Genomic DNA, 19,683 nt, shown 5'->3' on the forward strand with positions numbered 1-19,683 from the left:
CCACTTTGCTCTTCTTACGGTTTATAGTCAAACCGAGCTTGCCCTCGACGAATTTTGTGGTTGTCTCAAACACTCTCTGTCCAGCACGTATACTCTTCACAAAGATGACGAAGTCATCTGCGTAACGGATGAAACGATGTCGTATCTGTTCGAGTTCCCGGTCTAATCTGTTAAGATAAACATTTGCCAGGAGCGGAGAGAGTGGGCCTCCTTGCGGAGCACCCTCCGTCGTCTCGATGTAGATATCCTTGTCCAAGATGCCAGAGCGTAGGAACTTCCAAATCAATTTTAATACCTCTTGTTCTGGGATGTATTCCTCGAGGAAGGCTTGTAGCCTTTGATGATGGATAGTATCGAAGTAACTTTTTAGGTCACATTCGACTGCTACTTTGAAACCCTCTTCATAATACTGTTGGGCTTGTGCTATGGCTTGGTGGGCGTTTCTTCCCTTCCTATAACCGTAGCTGTGAGTTGAAAAGTGAGGATCTATGATCGGTTCGATGATTTGAAGGATTGCCTGTTGGACCGTACGGTCTAAAACCGTTGGGATTCCTAGGTTCCTTTTTGAGCCGTCCGGTTTGGGAATCGCCACTCGTTTCACGGGTTGTGGCTTATAGGAGCCATCTAGAATGGATTTTCTGATTTCTTGTATATGCTCTTCAAGATGCATGTGAAGTTCATATACTGTCATCCCATCAATTCCCGGTACGCCTTTGTTCTTGCGAACCTTTTCATAGGCTGACCATATATTGTTTTCTGCGATGATTCTATCAATGATTTTGATACCATCTTGTTCTCTCATATCCATGTCGACATCCTGAGCACTTCTATATATCCTTCGGTTTCCAACCTAGCTTTCTATAGACAGCCATCTTTCGGTCTATACCACGATGTTTTCTGCTCTTTGGCGGATGTCTCCACCTCCTTGTTTTCCAAGATTTTAGATTGTTCGGTCCTTCATTCCCGTAAGGGAACTACTATGACGTCTGCTGACTTCTCACAATTCATCCGTCCATCACTAGAAGGATTGCCCATTAAACGAGCCCTTGTGAGACCTCCCCGGGTAAGAGCGATAACCTTCCTCTCATGTAACTGCTATATTTACTGTACAGGATTTGGGCAGTATTGGACTTCGTTATGAATTGCTAACTCGTCCGCCCTGATTCAGCCTTATATATAGTTTCTGTTCGTCAGTTCGAGAGTTTGCGTCCGACTTCCTTCAGATTCCTCCTCACGGAGGACACCCTTGTCTTTCGCTAACAGTTCCTACTGCCAAGCCTGTAGTGGACTTTCACCACCGAGTTATCGCCCATGCCGGGCACACAACATGAAAAGCCGTTCTGAATTCAGAACGGCTTTTTCCTATTAGAAGTTTATAATGATCTTAAATACGATTCAATGAAAGGAACGAGCGTATCGATGACTCTTTCATCAGGATTAAGCTTCGCATGGTGCAGACCGTATGTTGAGTCGACACCTGCCCAAAATAACAAACCAGGAATTTCTTGTAGGAAATATCCAAAGTCTTCACCCGTCATTGCCGCTTCACATTCTATGGCAATAGTGGAATCGTCTTGACTTGCAAATGATAAGAAATTCTGAGTAATCTCTTCTGTATTATAAACTTGATAATAAGATGAGCCATAGTCAATTAGCACTTTACAGTCGAACGCTAATTCAGTGGCTTGACAAAATGCCTCTATTTTTTCTTTAACAAGGGTCATTGTGTTTGCATCCATCGTTCGAATCGTACCTTCTAATCTTGCATGACCTGAGATAATATTTTGCACAGTTCCTGATGTCATTTTTCCGATAGTCACAACAGCAGAGTCGAGTGGATTAATCGATCGACTCACTATCGTTTGTAATTGCATCAGTAAATTAGCTGCCGCAACGGTCATATCTCTTGTTCTATGCGGGAATGCCGCATGTCCTTCAATCCCACGTAGATTTATAAACAATTCGGATGTATTCGCGAATAACAGACCTGGTCGTGTGGCAATTGTCCCAATCGGATATTCAGGTGCAATATGAAACGCAAATATCATATCCGGAACTAGTTCTGGATGTTCCTCTTTTAACCATTCTCGCATCGGCAGTGCGCCACCAGGACCCTCTTCAGCAGGCTGAAATAGAAATACCATGGAATCATGAATAGGAGATTCGATGATTCTTTGTAAAATACCTAAAGCTACGGTCATGTGAATATCATGTCCACATGCATGCATAAAACCTAAGTGAATCGATTGAAATGGAAGAGATGTTTGTTCGTTTATCGGCAAACCATCAATATCTGTTCGCCAACCAATTGTCTTTTGCGGATTTAATCCAGTTACATGTACAACGATACCCGTTTTCCACGTAACAATTTTTAAACGGTCTTGATTAAACGAAGAGATAATCTCCAATAAATAAGCTTGTGTTTTAAATTCATGAAAACCGATTTCTGGAATCTGATGCAAATCTCGTCTGATTTGTTGAAGAGTTTTCATACCGACTCCTACAATTGGCGAAGTTCTTGCATAATTTCTGTTTTCGATTTTGTTTGATCATCTATTTCTTTAATCACTTTTGCTGGAGTCCCTGCAACTACGGTATAAGGAGGAACATCTTTTGTCACAATAGCTCCTGCAGCAACTACTGCTCCCTTTCCAATTTTCACACCTTCTAGCACTACTGCATTTGCGCCTACTAATACGTCATCCTCAACAATAACAGGCATAGCGGATGGTGGCTCAATTACGCCAGCTAATACAGCTCCTGCGCCAATGTGACAGTTCTTTCCTACTGTCGCACGTCCTCCAAGAATTGCACCCATATCGATCATGGTACCATCACCAATTACAGCACCGATATTAATAACAGCACCCATCATGATGATACAATTATTTCCAATTTCAACTTGGTCACGGATAAACGCACCTGGCTCGATTCGTGAATTGATTCCTTTTAAATCCACTAAAGGTATTGCTGAATTACGACGATCATTTTCGACTACTACATCTGTAATTTGATTTTTATAATCTTCTAAAGCTTTTTCGATTTCAGTCCATTCACCAAATAAAACAAGTGAATTGTCTTCACCAAATATCTTAGTATTTTCACCAAAAGATAAGTCTTTTAAGTTTTCACCATTTACATAAACTTTTACTGGTGTTGATTTTTTCGCATGTTGTATATACGAGATAATTTCATAAGCATCCATTTGTTTCATTCTAGTTGAACCCCTTTCAATCTTGCAAAATATGGACTAATTGTACAGGAAAACGAACAATAATACACGAATTAATTTGAATAATCATGCAAAATTGATGCATGTTCTTTCACGACTTTGACAAACGCCTCAACTTGTCTTAATTCAAAAGCCGAATCATAACCGATTAACCAGGTATCTCGTGTTAATTCAAATTCCTCAGCTTGATTTGTTAAAGGAATTTTATTGATTGGTTCAAGTCCAGTTAAAGTGATTGACGGTAAAATCGCATAGCCAATCCCATTCAAGGCCATTTGTTTACATGTCTCAATTTGATCTACTGTAATTTGGCGCTTTGGACTTGAAGAAAAATGTCGCTGCCACCAAGCTTGTATCTCTTGATAATAATTTGAATCACTTTTAAATTGAATAAACGGTCGATCTGTAGACAAAACATCTTGAACCGACGTAAGTTCTTGGTCAACTAAATATAAAGTATCTCGGAATAAATGGATCTTTGTTCCCTTCCATTCTGTATGTCCACGAACGATTCCAATATGGGCATCTCCATCATATAATGCCTTAACAATTTCAGAACTCCAACCAGTGATCAGTGAAATCTTTGCTTCTGGATATTGAGTGACGAAATCCTTTAATACCATTGGCAACCAGTTTTGACCAACAATTGATGCACAAGCAATTTTTAGAGTGCCATGCACTTTAGAGATTAATGACTGAATCGTCTCAAATACTTCTTCCTGCTTAGCCAATTGATCTATCGAATATTGAATCACAAGTTCTCCCGCTGAAGTGGCGGTTAAACCTTTTTGGGAACGAATAAACAGCTGAGTACCCCATTCTTTTTCAATCGATTGCAACCTTTGCGAAAGTGCTGGTTGCGATAAAAAAAGCCTTTCTGCTGCCTTTCTCATATTGCGTTCTTCAGCTAATATTTTTATAATTTGAGATTCATTTGACGTCATTCTTTTCACTCCAATGAACTTGCTAATATCATGAACATTTCGAAAAAAAGAAGACCTCACAAGGAGATCTTCTATTATTCTTTCATATTACTGATTATTTTGATAGATATGTTTTTTTAATTGTTTTAATACAACTCTTCGGGTTAAAATCCCTACAAATGTTTCCTCATCATCAATAACACATAAAAAAGGATTATTAATTAATAAATCTAGTCCACGTTTAAATTTCTCTGAAACATGAATGGAGGGAACAGGTTGTAACATCACTTCATCTACTTTAATGTCATGTAAACGTTCATATTCAATATGATCAAGTCCTAAAATCGCATCAGTTATCATTTGAGTACTTACGAGCCCTTTAAGGCGATATTTAGTATCTAAAACTGGAATGGATGAATAACCGGTTTTAGTTAACACTAATAATGCATGTTCTGCACTATTTCCTAATTGAACATGAGCAACTTTTTCAGATGAGATGATGAATTCTTCGATTTGCATATCCAAAAAATCTCTGCTTGTAACCGAAATCATACACTTCTACTCCTTCTTATGTTCTTTAAAAGAACAACAAACTACTTCTTTATCATATCACAAAGTCTCTCAAAAAAAGAGAAAGACAACTCAATAAAGCTTCATCAATATGTAAAAAAAATACTTCTCCACGAATTATCGCGAAGAAGCAACATAATAAAAGATAATAACAAACATGAAAATCATAGCTAAAAGATATGACCAAATAACTGGATTAAAAAGCGCAGGATGTTCTTTGATTTCACCTGAAATTGGTGCATCATTCACACTTTGTCTTTGTCTTTCAAACCTCATCACTTTTAATGTAGCATACAAACTGATTCCGCCTACGATAATAATCATGCCGACTAACGGCCATGTCCACATACCCATGTCAACTTCATCCTTTCAAGATTGTATGAAGTAGTATGGGCATCTTCTATAGAATCATTCATCAAAATGGAAATTTATTCAACCATTGGCCACCATCTAATGTGACAATTTCGCCATTCATATAAGCTGCTTTTTCAGACATCATGAATGATGCTAGGTCTGCAATTTCTTCTGGTCTTCCAAGTCGACCTAACGGCACTGAGTTTAACGTTCTTCTAGCAGCTTCTTCGGATTCCCAAAGTTTTTCTGCTCCACCAGTACGTTCGATTGGACCAGGTGCAATCCCGTTTACTCGAATACCATATTTCGTTCCCCACTCAACAGCTAAAGTGCGTGTAAGAGACATTACACCTGCTTTTGCTGCTGCTGAATGAGCAATTCCCGCTCCAGCATTCCAAGCATACGTTGCAATAATATTTAGAATTGAGCCTTTTTGTTCCTTTTCAATCCAATAGTTCCCTACTGCGTGAGAACAGAAGAACGTTCCATTTAATACGATATCTATTACTGACTTCCAGCCATTTGGTGTTAATTTCTCTGCGTGTACAATAAAGTTTCCAGCTGCATTATTAACTAATCCATCAATTCGGCCAAATCTTTCATCCGTATAGGCAACCATTGCCTTCACATGTTCTGGTTCACGAACGTCCATTTGAAAAATCCCAACACGGCTATCATCATGCGAAATTGCTTTTTGAGCCGTCTCTAGTCTTTCCAAATTTCGTCCTGTAATGACTACGTTTGCACCCTCTTCGACAAACCGTTTTGCCATATAAAAACCCATTCCACTTGATCCACCCGTGACGATAATTGTTTGGTCTTTTAATAACATATGATTCAGCCCCTTTTATTGAATGAATATTCACTCATTATCGTATCATGTCTTTATAATTCTGTCTTTCAAAATGAGAAGATTATTGGAACAAATTCTTTCTGAAATTGTGTGAAAAAGATGAATTTTAGAAAGTGGTAGCCGAATCCTTGAATAGCCCCCTCGAATGCTTGAATAGGCACAATGAATTCTTAAATACACCGATCGAATCCTCGAATGACACCCACCAAATGGAGAATACAAGAAAAACGCCATAAAAAAAACCGATGTGACTTGTGTAAGCTCACATCGGTTTTGCTCAAATTAACTCATATATTTAGCGGTAATTTCGTCAATCGGAACAGGACGACTAAAATAGAAGCCTTGCGCTTTTTGACATTTTGCCTCTTTTAAGAAGTCTACTTGCTTAAGTTTCTCAACACCTTCAGCAATAACTTCCATTCCTAAGTTATGTGCTAAGTGAATAATTGTTCTTGCAATCGCTGCGTTTTTCGTATCGGTTTCAATGTCTCGAATGAAAGACTGATCAATTTTAATAATGTCAATTGGATATCGTTTCAAATAGCTAAGTGATGAGTATCCCGTTCCAAAATCGTCAATTGATATAACCACACCAATTTCTTTCAAATCATTTAAAACAGATAAGGTTTCACGCATATTGGTCATCGCACTTTCGGTAATTTCAACCTCTAGCGCATTTGGTTGCACACCATATTTGTCTAAAATTTGTTTGATTTGATGAGCAAATGTCTCTTGCTTGAATTGTTTAGGTGAAATATTAACTGCTACTCGCATTGGACGGAATCCTTTTTGTTGCCATTCACTTAATTGCAAACAAACTTGATGAAGTACCCACTCGCCAATTTGAATGATTAAACCCGACTCTTCCGCAATCGGTATAAACTGCGCTGGTGTCACAAATCCAAATTTGCGATTATTCCATCTAAGTAGTGCTTCAAAACTATTGATTGTTCCTGTATTCAAATCCACCTGCGGCTGATAATGAATAGATAACTCTTCCATTTCAATTGCTCGTCTTAAATGCGATTCCATTAAAGCTTCATTAGGAAATGAATGATTCATGTCTTCCTGATAAAAACGATAATGTGCTCTTCCACGATCTTTTACGTAGAACAACGCTTGATCGGCTTTTTTCAAGAGGACATCCATTTCTTTCCCATCAGCTGGATAGACAGAAATCCCCATTGATGCTGAAACAAAATACTCTTGATGATCGACATAAAATGGTTTGTTTAATTCTTTAAGTACAATATTTGCGAATTCTTCCGATGTTTCTTTTGAAGAATGTCTAAGTACATAAACAAATTCATCACCACTGTGTCGATACAATTTACTCGTCCGGTCGGAAAGCATGTTTAAACGGTCCGAAATACGTTTTAACAGTTCATCACCAGAATTATAACCAAGAGAGTCATTGATTAATTTAAAACGATCTAAATCGATGTAAATGATGGTGATTTCTTCATTATGAAGTTCAGCAAAGCGAGTGTCTTCTCTTAAATGCTCTTTTAAAGCACGTCGATTCCATAATCCTGTTAAATGATCATGGTAGGATAAATAAAATAATTTTTCCTTATTCTCAATATGAGGAGATGTATCCCTTATTAGAAAATGGACACCCGTTACTTCATTATGAACAACGATCGGAATGGTCTTCATGTAAACCGGTACAAAGTGGCCAGATCGATGTGAAAATGAGCATTCTTCTAGGTCAATCGATTGCCCTAAAAAGGCTCTCTCCATTAATTGTGAAAAGCTTTTTCGACTCATCTCATCGACAAAACCGATTAACTCTTTGCCAATAACCTCGTGTGAATGAAATCCAAATGAATTTGATAAAGCTGGATTTGCATACTCAATTTCCCCATTATTGTTAACAGCCACTAAGGGGTCTAAATTATGATCTAAAATCGATTCGTATTTCTCTTTCGTTTCTAATAACTTTGTCCGCTCTGCTTCTTCAACCGTTCGATTCGTTAAAGTCATTCGAATAATTGGTTCTTCCGTGTTTATCTCCACAAGTAGCAAGCTAAGATCAAAGACCTCAAGTTCTTCGTAAACAGGTAAAAAGATTTTGGTTTTATAACCATCTTTATGAGTCGACAACTGATTCATAAAGTTTTTTAAAGTCATCCATATATCCTCGGTGAAAAAATCTGAAGCAAGCTCAGAGTTCTTTCCTTCTCGACGGAAATATGTCGCTCCCTGCTGATTTGCATATGTTACGCGATAATCCGAATTAATTGTTTTGTGTAAGATAAACGTCATGTCGAAAGGATTAATTGTTGCAAACAAATGCATATAATCGCGTGTTTCAGACGCATCCGCAGATGAGTAATTCATGATTTCCTCCAATAATTGCACATATACTTCTATACAAGTTCTATTGTAGTTGGTTTTAACTAGTTTGAACATCATTTTTTTATGATATACGACAACTTCCTAGTTATATCGTCACGATATTGTGGATTTGAAGGAAATATTCATCAATTTATTCACCATCATGTGTTACACGATAAGTTAATTTCAATAATTCTTCTTGACTGTTAAATGCTTTTTCATGTTTCTTAGGCTTTATATACGTATATTTACCATGTTCATTTTGAATTCGCGCTTTCATTGTATCTTTCATTTGCAAGTTTAAAACGTCTAAAATTCGTGTTTTAATACCGTCATCATTTATGGGAAATAAAAGCTCCACGCGTTTGATCATATTGCGGGTCATCATGTCTGCCGATGATAAATAGAGTAACTTCTTGCCGTGATGATGAAAATAATAAATGCGGGAATGTTCAAGAAATCTCCCCACAATGCTTATCACTCGAATATTTTCACTAACCCCTTTTATTTGTGGGCGAAGGCAACAAATTCCCCTAACAATTAAATCAATTTTCACACCAGCTATAGAGGCTTCATACATTTTGATAATCAATTCTTTATCCGTTAATGAGTTCATTTTTAATTGAATATATCCATCCCCATACTTTTCGTGAAATTGAATTTCTTCATTTATTAATCTGATAAATTCATCGCGAATTGTATATGGGGCCATGACTAAGTGATGGAATTTTGGTTTCTCGGTATATCCGCTTAAGTAATTAAAAAAGTTCGTTGCATCTATTCCAAATTTTTTCTTCGTCGTAATAATGCTCATGTCCGTATAAACTTTTGCGGTTTGATCATTATAATTTCCAGTTCCAAGATGTACAAATCGTTCAATTACACCATTTCTACTGCGAACGACTAACGTAATTTTCGAGTGTGTCTTTAAATTATTCATGCCATAAATGACGAGACATCCAGCTTGCTCTAACTCCTTCGCCCAATGCACATTATTCTCCTCATCAAACCTTGCTTTTAACTCAACCAACACGGTAACTTGTTTACCATTTTCAGCTGCTCTTTTCAGGGCATGAATCACAGGTGAATTCCCACTCACGCGGTAAAGTGTTTGTTTAATGGCTAAAACCGTTGGGTCATCTGCTGCTTCAGACACAAAGTCTATAATTGGCGCAAATGATTCATACGGATGGTGGAAGAACAAATCTTGCTGAATCGCCTTTTCGAATAAATTCTCTTCTGAAGCAAGGTCAAAAGGTGGCTGAGCAATATAACTCTGAAATTCAAGATGCTCTCTCCCAGTATTTATTTCTTTCACGAAAGAGAATAAGCAAGTTAAATCGATTGGACAATCAATTTCATAGACATCATCCTCATGAACTTCTAATTCTTTCAATAAATACTGGAGTACATGAGGGTCAATCTCATTCTTGCGGACTTCTAATCTACTAGCTGCGCCCCATTTTCTCTTTTTAAGTTCTTTCTCAATTTCGACTAATAAATCCCGTGCACCTTCTTCATGGATTGTTAAATCAGCATTCCGCGTCATTCTAAATGTACTAACTGATTTCACTTCATATCCATAAAACAATTGATCAATTTCATGAATGATTAAATCCTCTAAATAGATAAGTATTTTTTTCTCATCACTAGTAGAAATAGTGACGAACCTTGGTAATACAGAAGGTACTTGAACAATCGCTACTTTTTCAACTAACTCATTCTCTTGCGTTTTTTCTAACAAAACCATAATGTTCATGGTTTTATTTAATAATGTTGGAAACGGCCGATATGCATCCACTGCCACTGGCGTAAGCACAGGGAAAACTTGTTCTTCGAAATAAGCTTGCGCAAATTCCTTTTCTGTCGTCGTCAAATCCTTGAACGATTGTACGAAAACATCTTCTTTTAATAGTTGTTTTTCAACTAACTTTTTGTAAATCACCGTTTGCCTTGCAACTAACATTTGAGTTTCTTCTGAAACATGTTTTAATTGTTCTTTTGGTGTAAGTCCTGCTTTGTTTTCAGGCTTTTGAAAATTAGCTCTCACCTGATCTTGTAGACCTGCCACACGTACCATAAAGAATTCATCTAAATTCGAACTAAAAATGGCTAAAAACTTTAATCTTTCTAATAACGGATTTCGTTCATCTTCGGCTTCTTGTAAAACGCGCTCATTAAAAGCTAACCAACTTAACTCTCGATTATTATAATACTTGGGCTTTTCAAGTTCTTTTAAAATATCGATTTTGTCAGTCATCTACTTACTCTCCCTTTGAGTGGAATGATAAGGTCACATCACACTTACATAAGCGTTCTATATGCTTTTTTTGTTTTTCAGCTTGATATTTTTCAGCCATTGCATTGCCATTTACGTACAAATCAATATGATAGCCAGATGTTTTTTTAGACATGTCAACCTTTTCAACTACATGCCTCTTTGAACCATTTAAACCGTAAGAGAATTTTAAGATTGCGCCAAGATTACGTAATCGCTTTAATTCATCTTTCGATAGCCAAGACTCAAAAGGTTCAGCAAAATGTTTAAAGGTGTCTTTGTTTTTGTAAGAAGCTACTAACGCAAGCTTCAGGCGATCTAGATGAGCAATTCCATCGATTGAACGATTAGCTAAAATGTAAAATGTGTGCTGACTAACGGAATCGGCATCAATATATTCCCCTAAGTAAAATAGTGCGGAAGCACGTTTCAGAATTTCTAAATCTTCTGCGTGGAAGTCAACAACGTTGTGCTGGATACACTCCTCATACAATTGCACAGCTAGAAATTCTAAATGATGCGCATTATTTTGGTCTATTTCATACTCCTCTGATAATGCCAATTTACTATGTTCAAAAACTTGGTGTTTATTCAGAGAATTTGGGTGACTTTGTAAAACTCGATTAAGCATGATTCCTTCTCTTAAACCTTTACGACTAAACATAAACTCCTTCGATTGAACAACCTTCATTAGAGCTTTAAAGACTTCTAAAGCCGGAATAATAATGTCTGATCGATCACTCGACAATCCATCAATTTTTTTAAGTTCGTCAATTGTTAAATCAGAAAGTGTGTCACTTAATGAATCAATATCATTTACTTTCATTGTGTACTGATGAACACTCGAAAGGGGGTATTGTTTACGTTGTTGATCAATTTGAGCAATATTACGAGCACTTCCCCCAATTCCAATAACGGTTTCTTGAACTCCCTGCAACCATGAAAGAGATCTAAATTGAGCTTCGGCAAAAAGAGCTAATTGTTCTTTTTCTACATTGGTCATACGATCTTCTTTCATGAATTGTTGTTTTAAAGAAACGACACCAAACGGAAAACTATGTGTTTTTTGTAATTGTTTATTTATATAATAAGTAACTTCTGTACTTCCTCCGCCAATATCAATGGTCACAGCATTTTCAGTTGGAACGGAATGAACCACAGCTAAAAAGCCAAAATAAGCTTCTTCTTCCTCAGATAATAAATCAATATCAAATCCAGTGTTTTTTTTCATTCTTCTTAAGATTTCATCGCTGTTAGTTGCTTGTCGAATGGCAGCTGTTGCTGTAGCTAGAACTTCGTCTACTTGATAATCTTCAAGCATAAGTTGAAATGAAGTTAATACATCCTCTAAGAGCTGAATTCCCTCTGTACTCATTGAACCATCTTTAGACAAATATGTACGAAGTCGCGCTACTGTTTTTATATTTTCAAATTCCCTTAAACCCCTACGGTCATCAAATGAATAAATAACTAATCGAATTGTATTAGACCCTATGTCCAAAATAGCAGTTTTAGTTGACTTCATAAAATTCACCTTTTTCCTATTAATTTGGATTTCTCTATACATGTTGAGTAAATATTGGTATTATAATAGTTAATTGAATGCTCTGAATTTTCCTTATTTCTAGGTATAAAAGCTGAGTCACAAGATGGGTGGGATAAAATGAAAAACAATTTGAATGATGAACAATTAGCAACGGCCATTTTCGTTGTGAATAAACATGCGAAAACAGCTACAGATAATAAATACTTGTATGAGTTAAAAAGATTAGCCATTGAAAAAATGATTGATACTGGTAAAGCTAAAAAACTAGGTTTGCATTTCGTTAAAAATCCTAGACTCAGTCAACAACAATCTTCTGTGTTGGTTCAATGTGCAGATTACTTTTTTCATTTATTACCCAAAAAAGAGGATTTTAAAAGCCTTCCCCATTTAGGTGATTTAGATGACACATATAGAAATCCACAAAGACGAATGAGTTTGAATTCCGCGAAACAATTATTGAGCTCCTATACAGGACTTCATCATACAATCATTTCTAAGAAACCCACTTCTAACTCCCCTTCTGCGAACAAGCGGAATGTCTCATCCAAACGATCATTTACGTTTGGCAGTTCTTATTTAGACTAATAACTTTTATAAAAAGCCGGAACCCTTCAAAGGTTCCGGCTTTTCTAATGAATACTATAAAATATACTGATCAGCTTTTAATACTAACTCAGCTATTTCAGGTTTACTTATTTGAACTTGTGCGCCAACTTGATCACCTTTGTGTCTTAAATCATCTGTGATCAAACTAGAGAAAATAATAACTGGAAGCTTGGCTAATACTGAATTCGACTTGATTTGTTTCGTTAAATGATGCCCGTCCATTTGTGGCATCTCAATATCAGTTATCACAAGTTGTACATGCTCTTCGATATTTTTTGTAGATTTCGCAATATTTTCTAAGTATTGCAATGCATCGTATCCATTCTCAAAAAACTCAAGATTCATATACCCAGCTTCACTCATGGTTTCATGCAATAATTTTCGTAATAACGGAGAATCCTCTGCTATGACAATTTTTTTGTCTGAGCGTTCACGCTTACCTAATTTTTTGACTGCATCCACTTGAATTCCTGATTCAGGATTGATGTCCACCATGATTCGCTCAAAGTCTAATAAGAGAATCATATCTTCCCCTTTTTTCACCACGCCAATAATTTGAGAATTGCCACCTTGATACATTTCTGAAGGCTTCTCAATTTGATTCCAAGAAATTCGATGAATTAAGGAAACATGGTCTACATGGAATACAACTCGTTGCTTATTAAATTCTGCAACAATGAATTTTTGTTCATGAGCACTGCCTTTTAATTCCGTTCCTAGCACTTTGGCCATGTTAACCACCGGTAAAACTTCTCCTCTTAATTGAACAATCCCTTCAATATGAGGATGTGAAAGCGGAATGATCGTAACAGGTAGTGGTTGTAAAATTTCTTTCACTTTAATTACATTAATACCGAATTTATTTGACCCTACTTCAAATTCAACGATTTCTAGTTCATTTGTTCCGCTTTCCAATAAAATACCTTTTTGACTATCCATATAAAGCACCCCTTACTGATTGACTACATGTACTACGATTGTATCATAGCGGTCGCCTTTAACCTATATTCACTTTTGGTGACTCATGTTTAACTTTTAGATGAATAATTAAACCAATAATAGTCATCACGATTAAGGTCGATAACGCAATGCGACTTGCAAGCGGACCATAGTCTTGAAGCTGATACGTGATCGTACCATATACTGCTGGACCAATAATGGATGATACTTTACCAGAAAAGGCAAATAGCCCAAAGAATTGTCCACGCTTATGATCAGGTGTTAATTCAATAATGAGAGTTCTAGAAGTTACCCACATCGACCCTAAGGAAACCCCGAACATACTACCAGAAATCCAGAACATCCACTGGTCAACAGCAAAGACGGAAATAATAAGTGAAACGATCATTAAAATCGCCACAATGGTAACACCGTGTTTTGCTCCAATTCGCTTAATGATATAGCCAAAAATAAAGGAACCAATTACGGCTGAAATAGTTGAAACTAAATATAAAATAATGAATTGTCCTGATGAAAATCCAACAATTACAGTTGCATAAATCGCCATCATCGCAATCGTGGTAGCAATCGCATCATTAATAAAGAAATAAGCAATCATAAAAGTAAACACTGATTTATACGATTTCATTTCTTTAAATGTTTGAATGATATCATGATATCCTTTAAAGAAACTTCCTTTTTCACGAAGTTCTTTTGGTATCGGTTTGTCTTTATTAATAAAAAATAAGGGCAGTGAAAATAATAAATATAAAATGGCTGTAGGTATAAACGCTTTATAATAATCTCCCTCGGATACTATTAAGTACACAAGTAAACCTACAATTGTTCCTAAGTACCCAACGGCTACTCCAAATCCTGAAATCAAAGGCATTTCCTGCTTCGTTCCTAAATCACTCATCATCGAATCATAAAAGACAAGACTGGAGTTAAAGAAGAATTTGGCAATGACAAAGCTTATGACGACGAGTGCGTATGAAAGTGGGACGCCCCATAATAATGATTCGCTTTGAATACCTCCAAAAATACCCATCATGAAAGTAGCAGCAATCGAAATCGATGCAAACCAGACAATAAATCGCTTTTTGTAACCTGTGCGATCAATCCACACACCGAACAATGGTGAAAAAATAACCAGTAAAAAACTCGCAACTGCATTTGCATACGAAACGAATGTGCTCGCTACTTGCTGACGAGCCTCATTCGTTCCGATGACTTCATCAGTATAAAACGGGAAAAACACGGTATTGATATTCGAAGAAAATATCGTATTAGCAAAATCGTAAAAAGCCCATGATAGAATTGGAATTGTTAAATACAGTGCTAAAGGACTCCGTGGTGCCTCATTTTGACCGTTCATCTCATTTCCCCCATAGTGAAGTCTCTATTTTACATAAGCTTTATATAAAGCTTGTGTTCCTTCATTTTCTAGACCTTGTTTCGCTAATTCTTGATACGTTTCATACGCAAGTTCTAACCCAGGTAATGATAAATTCATTCGCTTAGCTTCATCAAGTGCGATACCCATATCTTTAATGAAATGCTTCATATAAAATCCTGCCTCAAAATCCTCTTTTAACATACGCGGAGCTAGATTAGTTAATGACCAAGATCCAGCTGCCCCTTTCGTAATTGATTTCAAAACATTTTCAGGATTTAAATTTGCCCCTTTTGCATAACTTAAAGCTTCACATGCAGCTATCATGGAAGAAGCAATGGCGATTTGATTACACATTTTCGTATGTTGTCCAGCACCCGCTTCTCCTTGGTAAACAATATGCTCACCAAATAACTCAAACAACGGCAAAATTGAGTTGAAAACGTCTTCGTCTCCACCAACCATGATGGAAAGTTTACCTGTTTGAGCACCAATATCTCCGCCTGAAACCGGCGCATCCAACGAATTCATTTGATACTCCTTCGCTTTTTCATATAGTTCAATCGCAAGTGTCGGAGTTGAAGTCGTTAAATCAACTACGATTAAATTCTGATCTCCATGTTGATAAATCCCTTGCTCCCCGTAATAAACCTCTTTTACATCTTGGGGATACCCTACCATAGTGAATACAACACTTGAGCATGCTGCTACTTCTCCAGGCGTGTCCTTCCAAACAGCACCCATTTCGATTAATTCAAGTGCTTTCGCTTTCGTACGTGTATAAATAGACACTTCATGTCCTGCTGTTAATAAATGCTTTACAATGCTTTTACCCATTACTCCTGTACCTACAAATCCAACTTTCAATTTCTTTTCCATGTTAAAACCTCCAAGTACTGTATTAATCTCTGTGATATTAGTTTATCAAAGTTCATTAACATAAACATCGAAAGATTCCGATAATGTCATATTTTATTTCATAGGAATGTTTTAGCTAGGAAGGTCGTTAAATGAAGACGCTTGTTATTCATGTGTACGCAAAAATGAACAAATAATTTTCTGAGGGGAAATTTAGACAAAAAAAAGTAGGACACTTTCCATTATGGAAGATGTCCTATAAAAAGGGGGAAATGAGAATGTTGCTGTGTTCAAGATTAATTTCCCCCTTTTTTCAAAACTTTAAACCTCATTTGAAAAATATTTTTCAGAAAATAATTCTAATTGGGTAATAAACCATTCGCCATCTGCACTACTCATTTGAGTTTGACCATAGCGAACTGTGTCATAAATCGAAAAAAATCGTTTGTCCCCTTGCCAGTTTTGTCTACTAAACCATTCACGAACAGTTTCATCTTGAAGTCTGCCTAAACCAAATTCCCGTGCTTGCTTTTCAAAGGAACGGTAAGCTTCACGAACGATATTGGTCTCCATCGAATATGCCCACGGAACTTCTTTACTTTTAGAAACAGTCGATGTCAAAATGGGTTCTCGACTAATGGAAATTTCCATGTTATTTTTCGGAGTGTTTTTTTCTAATCTCTTTTTAGATAATTTCCATAGCAAATAAATAACAAGTATTGTTGCAACAACTATAAAAATCATCATCCATGGGAAATCGATTGATTGTGTACTCTGGTCTTGAAGAGGCTTTAGTTCATCTAAGGCTTCACTTATTTGCTGAACAGCTTCTTTTTGTTCTTTTTCAGGTGGAGCAATCGATTGGAATTTTTCTTTGAACCAATTTAACACTGTTCCAAAAGGAACAAAAAGGAGCATCAATAAATCACCAAAGAGTGCAACAAATAAAATTCTCGTTTTTTCAGCGAATAATGAAACAATGAAATATACGCTACTAGCTATTCCCAATATCCCACCAAAAAAAATCACAATATAATAAAAAGGAATCTGATTAATTGTTTTGGTCATTAGCCAGTGCACAATCAACCGGTGAATGATGTAAACAATGACACCTGAAACAACTAGAAAATAACTATCGCTAATCGCTTCGTTATTTTGCATAACTGTAGAAACAAAAATGCTGATCGAAAAGAAAAGAATAAGCAACATAAAGAACAATCCATCATGAGTTAAATCATCTTGTTCGGTTGCAAATCTCTCCTGTATTCTCCATACACTTACAAATACAACTGCAATATAAAACCAAAATGGAGCTCCAAATAGAAATACTAATAAGGTTATTAATAATGAAATTAGTAATGGTACCGCTATCTGGTAGCCTGTTTTTCGGAAAATGAATAATACACTTATTAAAATGAGTGTATGCATGACTAACCAGATCATCGTTAGTGAAATGCTGGCACCGTCAGGAATCAATACGAAGAAAAAAGCGATTAACCAAATATCCTGCACATATTTCCCTATTGATTGACTAGTGATTAACGAGTTGGAATCAAATCCTTTTTCCATTGGATCTCTCCTCCTTTCCGATCATCACCATAAACCAATACTTTCGTTTTTTGTTTCCACTTTGCTATATAAGGGGCAGCTTCTTTTTCATCATGAGTGAAAATGATAACGGACATTGGAAACTCTTCATGAATTTCCAAATGGCTTAACATCCGATTAAAAGGCATAGTTAAATCATTTTTAGAAAGAATCGATAAAAGTTCCATTGATTTTTGTCGTTGCTTTTGTCCATCACCTGTAGGAATAAAAAGGTAAGGAGATTGTCCAAATGCTCGAACATTAATAACAATTGAATAAGGAATTCCTTCACGATAATAAAAATCAATAAAGGATGCGATTACTTCAATCTTTTCCTCTAAATCAGAAATGATCGAATAACCTTGTGCAATATTGACAATGAGCATGACAGACTCATTTGCAATCGGCGTAAATACTTTCGTTTGAAGTTTTTGTAGTCTTGCACTAGCTTTCCAGTGAATATGATGAAATTGATCAGACGGGACATAATCTCTCGTACCTATTGGAGAAAATACATCATTAAATATGGAGTGTTTCATTTCAAAAGAACCAGGCTTTAGTGGTGATGGGTGTCTAAATTCCTTAACAGTGAAAATATTTGGGAATACCATTTGGTCCATTAAGATGATTGGTTGATAGGTCATTACAATTGAACCTTCGCCAAATAAATGTGGAATTGTCAATTCTACATCTTTCAGTTTTGATATTCCCCTCTTAGCGCCTTGAACCGGTATGTTCAAAACTATTTTTTCTTTGTAGCCAATTGTAAATGGAACTAAGACTTCGTTTAATTGACCATGAGCGTTTGATTGAGGATAGATGGGATTGACGGCATTTTGAAAATGAAGTCTTAGTTGACCATTCCAAATGGGCAGACCAGGATTCTCAAATTCTAATGTCCACGAAGATGGACCATGTACTAATAATCGACTTCTGTGTTTCTCATTTTGCATAACCAGTCTTTTTCCAACTTGCCTAAAATACCAAAATTGCAAACTAGCAATTGTCCCTAAAAAAGCAAAAACACCAGCAACTACATAGTTCATTAGCAGCAATGAAAACACAAATAAAAACCCCAAAACCACTAAAGCCCACTTTGTTTGTACAGCACCATAATAATCTCGTTTCCAAATCATTTGATAGCGGCCTCTACAGGCGTTTGAACTGATTCGATGATTTGGTTAAGCAAATCTATAGGGTCATGAATAAGCATCCCTTCAGCTGTCAGCATAAGACGATGGGAAGCAAGTGGCGAAAAGACATATTTTACATCGTCAGGCGTAACAAATGAACGGTTTTGTAAAAATGCAATCCCTTGAGATGCATGTACAAGAGCAAGTGTAGCTCGAGAACTTAGACCTAATTCAATGTATGGATGTTGTCTCGTAGCTTGTACAAGTTGAAGTATGTAAGTTTCAACATCTTCATGGACAATTATGGATTTAATTTCTTTCTTCCATTCCAAGACGTCTGTGATGGTCAGAACAGTAGATGAGCGAACCTCTCCAGGATTTTCATTAAAATCGCGTAAGATCTGTCTTTCTTCTTCAAAGGTTGGATATCCAATACTAATTTTAAATAGAAAACGATCTAGTTGGGCAGCAGGTAAAGAAAATGTTCCTTGCTGTGATTCAACTGGATTTTGTGTAGCGATGACCATAAATGGATTTGGTAACTTCAAAGTTTCCCCATCAATTGTTACTTGCTTTTCTTCCATTGACTCTAACAAACTCGACTGAGTCCTCGGAGTCGCGCGGTTTATTTCATCAGCCAGTAAAATGTTAGTCATGACTGGTCCAGGTCTAACGATAAAATCTTGTGATTTCGGATCGAAGTAACTGATTCCTGTTACATCAGAAGGTAAGACATCCGGTGTAAATTGCAATCGTTTAAAGTCGCCTTCAAATGCATGCGCAAAGGTTTTAGCCATCATTGTCTTCCCCGATCCTGGGACACTCTCAAGAAGAATATGTCCACCTTGAATCAAAGCAATCAACATAAAATCAATTTCTTTCTCTCTTCCTATTATTGCGTTGTTTAATGTTTCTTTTATCTGTCTAAGCTTGTTCATATACATCCCCCTATATAAGTAGCATTTTCTTAACAATGTTCTTTCTAATAAAATTAAAATGTTAAAAAATCATCTTGAAATCTTGAGCTTTATTGGCCTAATTTTTTCAATTAAACGACAATTCAAAAAT

17 protein-coding genes are annotated in these 19,683 nt (G+C 36.4%); 1 reads left to right on the forward strand and 16 read right to left on the reverse strand.

Annotation, left to right across the window (positions count from 1 at the left end; all coding sequences use genetic code 11):
• The 10 genes from ltrA to ppx all read right to left on the reverse strand — a co-directional run.
• The coding region (ltrA, locus tag AC3EA5_RS13545; RefSeq protein ID WP_488608822.1) for a group II intron reverse transcriptase/maturase at nucleotides 1-808 on the reverse strand (808 nt) is incomplete at its 3' end.
• Nucleotides 809-1,373: 565 nt separating this feature from the next.
• Nucleotides 1,374-2,492: an N-acetyldiaminopimelate deacetylase gene (locus AC3EA5_RS13550; protein ID WP_488608823.1), complete on the reverse strand. Its 1,119-nt coding sequence runs from the start codon at nucleotides 2,490-2,492 to the stop codon at nucleotides 1,374-1,376.
• Nucleotides 2,493-2,500: 8 nt separating this feature from the next.
• Complete coding sequence (gene dapD / locus AC3EA5_RS13555) at nucleotides 2,501-3,214, reverse strand: 2,3,4,5-tetrahydropyridine-2,6-dicarboxylate N-acetyltransferase (RefSeq protein ID WP_488608824.1); 714 nt, start codon at nucleotides 3,212-3,214, stop codon at nucleotides 2,501-2,503.
• A 71-nt stretch (nucleotides 3,215-3,285) separates the two neighbouring features.
• Nucleotides 3,286-4,176, reverse strand: coding sequence for a transcriptional regulator CcpC (gene ccpC, locus AC3EA5_RS13560; RefSeq protein ID WP_488608825.1), 891 nt, complete (start codon nucleotides 4,174-4,176; stop codon nucleotides 3,286-3,288).
• Nucleotides 4,177-4,263: 87 nt separating this feature from the next.
• Nucleotides 4,264-4,707, reverse strand: coding sequence for a cyclic-di-AMP-binding protein CbpB (cbpB, locus tag AC3EA5_RS13565; RefSeq protein WP_394188614.1), 444 nt, complete (start codon nucleotides 4,705-4,707; stop codon nucleotides 4,264-4,266).
• 135 nt (nucleotides 4,708-4,842) lie between these two features.
• Nucleotides 4,843-5,079, reverse strand: coding sequence for a hypothetical protein (locus tag AC3EA5_RS13570; protein WP_488608826.1), 237 nt, complete (start codon nucleotides 5,077-5,079; stop codon nucleotides 4,843-4,845).
• Between the two features lie 61 nt (nucleotides 5,080-5,140).
• Nucleotides 5,141-5,911: a 2,4-dienoyl-CoA reductase gene (fadH, locus tag AC3EA5_RS13575; RefSeq protein ID WP_488608827.1), complete on the reverse strand. Its 771-nt coding sequence runs from the start codon at nucleotides 5,909-5,911 to the stop codon at nucleotides 5,141-5,143.
• 303 nt (nucleotides 5,912-6,214) lie between these two features.
• On the reverse strand, nucleotides 6,215-8,275 hold the full coding sequence (locus tag AC3EA5_RS13580; RefSeq protein WP_488608828.1) for a putative bifunctional diguanylate cyclase/phosphodiesterase: 2,061 nt from the start codon (nucleotides 8,273-8,275) through the stop codon (nucleotides 6,215-6,217).
• Between the two features lie 148 nt (nucleotides 8,276-8,423).
• On the reverse strand, nucleotides 8,424-10,532 hold the full coding sequence (locus AC3EA5_RS13585) for an RNA degradosome polyphosphate kinase (protein ID WP_488608829.1): 2,109 nt from the start codon (nucleotides 10,530-10,532) through the stop codon (nucleotides 8,424-8,426).
• 4 nt (nucleotides 10,533-10,536) lie between these two features.
• Entirely contained in the window at nucleotides 10,537-12,075 is a 1,539-nt protein-coding gene (gene ppx / locus AC3EA5_RS13590) for an exopolyphosphatase (protein WP_488608830.1), read from the reverse strand.
• Between the two features lie 138 nt (nucleotides 12,076-12,213).
• On the opposite strand from ppx, the gene AC3EA5_RS13595 reads away from it, so the two are divergent.
• Nucleotides 12,214-12,681: a YkyB family protein gene (locus AC3EA5_RS13595; RefSeq protein ID WP_488608831.1), complete on the forward strand. Its 468-nt coding sequence runs from the start codon at nucleotides 12,214-12,216 to the stop codon at nucleotides 12,679-12,681.
• Between the two features lie 54 nt (nucleotides 12,682-12,735).
• Here AC3EA5_RS13595 and AC3EA5_RS13600 read toward each other — a convergent pair whose 3' ends face one another.
• From AC3EA5_RS13600 to AC3EA5_RS13625, 6 genes are all read right to left on the reverse strand, one after another.
• The gene (locus tag AC3EA5_RS13600) at nucleotides 12,736-13,641 is read right to left on the reverse strand and encodes a chemotaxis protein (protein WP_394188621.1); all 906 of its coding nucleotides are present in this window, start codon (nucleotides 13,639-13,641) and stop codon (nucleotides 12,736-12,738) included.
• A 58-nt stretch (nucleotides 13,642-13,699) separates the two neighbouring features.
• Entirely contained in the window at nucleotides 13,700-15,019 is a 1,320-nt protein-coding gene (locus tag AC3EA5_RS13605) for an MFS transporter (RefSeq protein WP_488608832.1), read from the reverse strand.
• A 24-nt stretch (nucleotides 15,020-15,043) separates the two neighbouring features.
• Complete coding sequence (locus AC3EA5_RS13610; RefSeq protein WP_488608833.1) at nucleotides 15,044-15,916, reverse strand: NAD(P)-dependent oxidoreductase; 873 nt, start codon at nucleotides 15,914-15,916, stop codon at nucleotides 15,044-15,046.
• Between the two features lie 300 nt (nucleotides 15,917-16,216).
• Entirely contained in the window at nucleotides 16,217-17,464 is a 1,248-nt protein-coding gene (locus AC3EA5_RS13615) for a hypothetical protein (protein ID WP_488608834.1), read from the reverse strand.
• Nucleotides 17,434-18,618 (reverse strand): DUF58 domain-containing protein, encoded by a 1,185-nt coding sequence (locus AC3EA5_RS13620; RefSeq protein ID WP_488608835.1) that lies wholly within the window; start codon nucleotides 18,616-18,618, stop codon nucleotides 17,434-17,436. Before AC3EA5_RS13620 ends, AC3EA5_RS13615 begins: the two co-directional genes overlap by 31 nt.
• Nucleotides 18,615-19,553 carry an AAA family ATPase gene (locus AC3EA5_RS13625; protein ID WP_488608836.1) on the reverse strand — a complete coding sequence of 313 codons (939 nt, stop codon included), beginning with the start codon at nucleotides 19,551-19,553 and terminating at the stop codon, nucleotides 18,615-18,617. The genes AC3EA5_RS13620 and AC3EA5_RS13625 overlap by 4 nt, the downstream gene beginning before the upstream one ends.
• Between the last annotated feature and the right edge of the window lie 130 nt (nucleotides 19,554-19,683).

The sequence above is a fragment of the Paenisporosarcina sp. genome, from assembly GCF_057785155.1.